Origin of the sequence: Roseibium sp. MMSF_3544 (genome assembly GCF_030732845.1) — a bacterium.
Lineage (GTDB): Bacteria > Pseudomonadota > Alphaproteobacteria > Rhizobiales > Stappiaceae > Roseibium.
In genome coordinates this window covers 1-6,331 of sequence record NZ_JASHKA010000051.1, presented here as the reverse complement: position 1 = coordinate 6,331, position 6,331 = coordinate 1, and the positions used below count along the sequence as shown (strand labels likewise).

Below are 6,331 nucleotides of genomic sequence, written 5' to 3'. Positions count from 1 at the left end.
TCTACACGATCACCGATACGGACGGGGACAGCGTCTCCGACAGCATCGAAATCACGGTCTACGACGATGGCCCTGTTGTGGGTGATCCGGTTGCCGGTGAAGTAAGCGAAGATACGACCGCGCTTTCACTTCTGAACGACAGCTTCGAAGCCAAGTCTCTTGCCAGTGGTGAGCCCGATGTTGTTGTGGACGACTTTCGCGGCAATTTCACCCGGTTCCAGAGCGACGATCCGGAAGGCTGGACCATTGATGGCGAAGGTGGACTGTTTGCTCCGACCGACACAATCAGCGATCCGGACGGACACGCGGGCGACAACGTCGTTTGGCTGAGACAAGGCGCAACACTGTCGCAAGACAGTGGCGAGGTTCTTGTCGAAGGTGCAAACTATACACTCAGCTTCAATGTCGGTGACCGCTCGGACGATGCCTGGCCCGGAGGGGAGGCGCGTCTTGTCGCTGTCGACGGTGCCACGACATACGTCTTGGCCGCTCTTGATCTGCCCGAACCCGCAAACGGCGAGTGGCTTGAAGTCTCGCTCGATACTGGACTTATTCCGGCCGAATATGCCGGGCTCGATCTGCGGATCGAAATCCAGCAGGACAGCACCGGCGGTGGTGACCAGATCCTGGTCGATGATGTGCAGCTTGTCCGGTTCGAACCCTCCAGCGACACGCAGGCACTCGATATCGATTGGGGTGCTGATGATGATGTCGACCTTCGGAGCGTTGAATTTGACAGCGATCTAGAGGGTGCGACGTCACCCGAGACATCGAATGGCGCAGCCATCAGCTATGAGCTCAGCAATGACAATACCCTGCTGACCGCGACTTCCGCGGATGGGCGTACGATCTTCACAGTCGAGTTGTCGAAGGAAGGCACTGGTTCCTACACCTTCACACTGATCGACAATCTGGACCATGACGGCGCCGGGGACGATCTGTCCCTGGATCTGGTATTCGGCATTGAGGCCACCGACAGCGACGGTGACACGGCGGAAGACACGATCACGATCGCTGTGAATGACGACACTCCGGCCGCTGGAACGCCAATCCTTGAGATGGTTTCCGAGGATGGTGTGCTGAGCGTTGAAGATGCCGATCTCGGTATTGAGTGGGGCTCGGATGACGGAAACTCCGGCACTGCGGACAGGTCTGTCCAGTTCGCCGCCTTCACGGGAAGCGGGCTGCTTGTCGAGGTCACCGATCACAATGGTGCGGATGTCAGCCTAACGTCCTTTGGCGAGCCTGTTCTGTTCACGGTACTGCAGGGCGTGCTGGTTGGCTACACAGGCGATGAGCCTGGATCAGCCTCCGACGACAACGTGGTTTTGACGGCATCCCTGTCCGATCTGGGTTCCGGTAGCTTCAGCTTCGAACTGGTGCAACCGCTTGACCACACAGCGCCTAATCTGGTGACGGACCTGCAGTTCCTCGACCTGAAGATCGGCTATACGGCGACAGATTCTGACGGTGACATCACTGAAGTCAGCTCTGTAACAGTAACTGTCGATGCGGCCGGTGAAGTTTCTTCGATCGACTACTCGGGTCTTACGACTGGCGTGTTCGTCAACCTGGCCGAGACGGATCAGACCGTCGATGGTCAGACCGTCGATGCTAACACAGCAACCGACAGAACCGACCAGGGACCGATTGTCGGCGAAGATGACGTCACCGGCGTCAACAACGCCACCGGCGGGTCCGAAGACGATATCCTTGTGAGCGGAAGTGGCAGCAACAGGTTGACCGGCAACGAAGGCGACGACACGTTTGTTCTTCTTCCGGATCTGATCGTCGGCAATGGCCAGACCCGCGAGATTGATCTCGGCGACGGCACAACGCGAACTGTCTCCATTGCTGGTCGCGCAGGTACCTCCGACCCGGTTGTTGGTGGGACCGGATTCGATGAACTCATTCTCAATGAGGGCACCGGCAACGGGTTCGTCCACGATACCTTTAAAGCTGGTACACAGGGCTTTATCTCCGGCATCGAAAAGATCACCGGCACGGACGGCGATGACGTCATCATTGTCGACGATCAGTACATGAGCGATGCAGCCGACGGCGGCGTCATCATCGAAGGCGGTACTGGCGAGGATGTGCTCGGCGGTGGCAAAGGTGATGACGAAATCAGCGGCGGAGCAGACAACGACCTCATTTCCGGCCTGGACGGCGAAGACGTCCTTGAAGGTAATGAAGGAAGAGACGAAATCTTCGGCGGTGACGACAACGACCTCATCGACGGCGGTGCTGACACAGATACGGCTGGATACCTTCAGGCGATCACACCTGACATGGTGATGGCGGTTGCCGATGCGAACCCGGACGAGAACGGTGACCAGGCTGGTTGGCGCGTTACGACCGGCGGCGATGAAGGCACCGACAATCTGATTGACGTCGAAATTATCGCTCACGCGGACGGCAACATCCTGCTGGTCGGCAATGGCGGGTTCGATACGCTTCAAGACGCAATGGATGAGGCGGTCGATGGCGACATCATCATGCTCGCGCCAGGTACCTACACAGGTGACGTTACCGTCGACAAGGCCGTCTCTATCCTTGGGCCGAACTACGGCAAGGCGGCCGACGATCCGACGCGGACCGCGGAAGCGATTGTCGATGGTGAAATCACGATTACGACGACTTCAGGCGACGTTGCCATCGATGGCATCAAAGTATCCAACGATAGTGGTCCAACTGAAGTATTCTATGGCATCACAATCGATGGGGCAGCGAACGTAACTGTAGAGAACAGTGTCTTCGATGCGACGAGCACGGGTGGAGCGAACGGCGACAGGGCCATTTACCTGACCTTGAACGCGACCGGTTCCATTTCAATCAACGACAATGAGTTCACCGGTGAAGCCAACGGTCATTACAACACCAACTGGAACCCGGCAATTAAGTCTGACGGCCCCGGCATCAACCTTGATATCTTGAACAATGCCTTTGGCCCGGCTGGTTCAGCGATCCAACTTGCGACCTATGACGACGCGACAAGCTCGATCTCAGGCAACACGATGACAAAGGTCGCTTACGGCATTCAAATCAGTGCCATTACTGGTGGACCGGATCTTACAAGCATCACGAACAACGATTTCAGCAATGTAATCGGTGATATTCGCTTCGAAAACGTGAGCTCGGACATCAACCTCGATCTTGGTGCGACAGGCAACACGTCCGACGGAACCGGTGGTTCGCAGGCCAAGCCGATGACCATCCGTATGGGAAGCGGTAACGACACGGTTGTGGGAACCAACGGCATAGACGTTATTTCCGGGAATGCTGGAAATGACGAAATCACCGCTGGTGGCGACAATGATGTCGTACAAGCCGGTGCCGGGGATGATACCGTCATCTGGAACGTTGGCGACGGTACCGACATCGTACAAGGGGCAAGCGACGCTGACGCTGCGGCGGACACTGACACGTTCGTTGTTAACGGCTCTGGCGACACCGAAACGTTCTACGTCGAAACTGTTGATGACTACGACACACGTACGGGACTGGGCGACAGCCTGGATGCCGACACGGAAATCGTCGTGTCACGCGCTGTTGGCGGAAACCCATCGGTCATTGTCGCCGAACTCGAGAACATCGATGATATCGATGTCAACGGTGGCGGCGGTGCTGACAATTTTGTTGTCTCTGGCGACTTTACCGGCACTGATCTCGACCCGTCGACGATCACGCTCAACGGCGATGCCGGTGGTGAAACCTTCGATGTTTCCGGCATGAGCTCAACCGAGCAGGTGGTGGTCACCGTTGGCGGCGGTCACGACCGGGTTATCGGTATCGGCGATCACCCGAACACCGTGATCGTGCTTTCAGAACCGTTTGAAACCTATACGCTGACCTATAACGGCGACGGCACCTACACGCTCGCGGACGGTGGTCCGAATTCGGTCACCTTCGACGGTGACGCGATTTTCCGGGATGAAGACGGTGCAGACGCGGGTGACTTTAACCTGCCGACCATCGTTGATGGTTCGGTAACGACAGCAAGCTATATCGAACCCGACGGGTCGAACACAACGACACCTGGAAATACCGTTCTGCAGCAGATCTTTACGTCTGTCGATGATGGGCTGAGCTTCTTCGATGTGGACAGCACTGGCTGGAGCAAAATCAGCTTTGAGATTGTAAACCCGGTCTCTGGAGACGGTATCCAGCTTCGCAATCCCCAGGATACCTCTTCTGGTCTCGACAGCCGGATCGGCACAGAGACGGGGGAAAAGACCACGCTCTATACAATCGAGTCTGCGTCTGGGACTTCGTTCACTGAAGCTGATCTGAAGGAGATTATTGATAATCTTCGTTTCTTTACGGACGAAAAGACACCTGAAGTCTCACCGGATCGCACAGTGCGGATTGTCGTCACCGACGATGGCAACGGTACCGCTGCACCGGTTGAGAGCAACGCATTTGACATCACCGTTTCCGTAACCGGTGTGAACGACACTCCGACCGAGAAGCGCAACAGCAGCGTCACGGTTGAAACGGATGAAGATACGCCGATCACCGACCTGACGGATGCGATCCGCACGGCGCATGGTGGCGGTCTCGATCCGTTCCGGATCAACGATCCGGATGACGATACGCTTGATCCGGGTGGTACGCCGTCTCAAATGACGTTGACGGTTCAGAATGGCGTGTTGTCGTTCACCGAAGGCTCAGGTCTGACGATTGTCAGCGGTGACGGCACTTCGACGCTGATCATTCAGGGCACAAACGATGCCATGGATGACTTCATCAACGGCAAAGGGTCGGCGCTGCTCGACTACACGCCGGATGAAAACTTCAACGGCAGCGACGAACTGACGTTCCAGGTCGATGACATGGGCGATCAGGGCATGGCTGCGAAGCAAAGCCCGCTTCGTACTGTCGAAATCACCGTCAATGCAGTGAATGATCCGACGGAAATCACCGGTACCGTGACATCTGTTTCTTATACGGAAATCGATGGCAGCAACGACACGACACCAGGTTCGCCGCTGCAGAAAGTGTTCCGCACGGTCGACGACGGATTGTCTCTTTCGGACGATGACTCGTCTGGCTGGACGAAACTGACGTTCGAGATCGGCGATGCCGTTGCCGGTGATGGCCTGCAGCTTCGCAATAACGATCTCAACTCGACACTCAGAGACAAGATCGGCACGGAGACCGGCGAGAAGACCACGCTCTTCGTTATCGAGGCAAAGGCGGGCGAAGTGTTCTCCGAGGCGGACGTCAAGGAGATCATCGATGAACTGCGGTTCTTCGTTGATGAGAAAACGCCTGAAGTGTCTCCAGACAGAACGCTGAAGATCACCGTGACCGATAATGGTGACGGAACGAACCCAGGCGTCGACAGCAACACATTCGAAGTCACGATCGGTGTAACCGGTGTGAACGACACTCCGACCGAGAAGCGCAACAGCAGCGTGACGGTTGAAACGGATGAAGATACGCCGATCACCGACCTGACGGATGCGATCCGCACGGCGCATGGTGGCGGTCTCGATCCGTTCCGGATCAACGATCCGGATGACGATACGCTTGATCCGGGCGGTACGCCGTCTCAAATGACGTTGACGGTTCAGAATGGCGTGTTGTCGTTCACCGAAGGCTCTGGTCTGACGATTGTCAGCGGTGACGGCACTTCGACGCTGATCATTCAGGGCACGAACGATGCCATGGATGACTTCATCAACGGCAAAGGGTCGGCGCTGCTCGACTACACGCCGGATGAAAACTTCAACGGCAGCGATGAACTGACGTTCCAGGTTGATGACATGGGCGATCAGGGCATGGCTGCGAAGCAAAGCCCGCTTCGTACTGTCGAAATCACCGTCAATGCAGTGAATGATCCGACGGAAATCACCGGTACCGTGACATCTGTTTCTTATACGGAAATCGATGGCAGCAACGACACGACACCAGGTTCGCCGCTGCAGAAAGTGTTCCGCACGGTCGACGACGGATTGTCTCTTTCGGACGATGACTCGTCTGGCTGGACGAAACTGACGTTCGAGATCGGCGATGCCGTTGCCGGTGATGGCCTGCAGCTTCGCAATAACGATCTCAACTCGACACTCAGAGACAAGATCGGCACGGAGACCGGCGAGAAGACCACGCTCTTCGTTATCGAGGCAAAGGCGGGCGAAGTGTTCTCCGAGGCGGACGTCAAGGAGATCATCGATGAACTGCGGTTCTTCGTTGATGAGAAAACGCCTGAAGTGTCTCCAGACAGAACGCTGAAGATCACCGTGACCGACAATGGTGACGGAACGAACCCAGGCGTCGACAGCAACACATTCGAAGTCACGATCGGTGTAACCGGTGTGAACGACAC

1 pseudogene is annotated in these 6,331 nt (G+C 56.4%); it reads left to right on the top strand.

The window, feature by feature from the left end:
- Window positions 1-6,331, top strand: a pseudogene (locus tag RBB47_RS30830) (hypothetical protein); the annotation flags it as partial.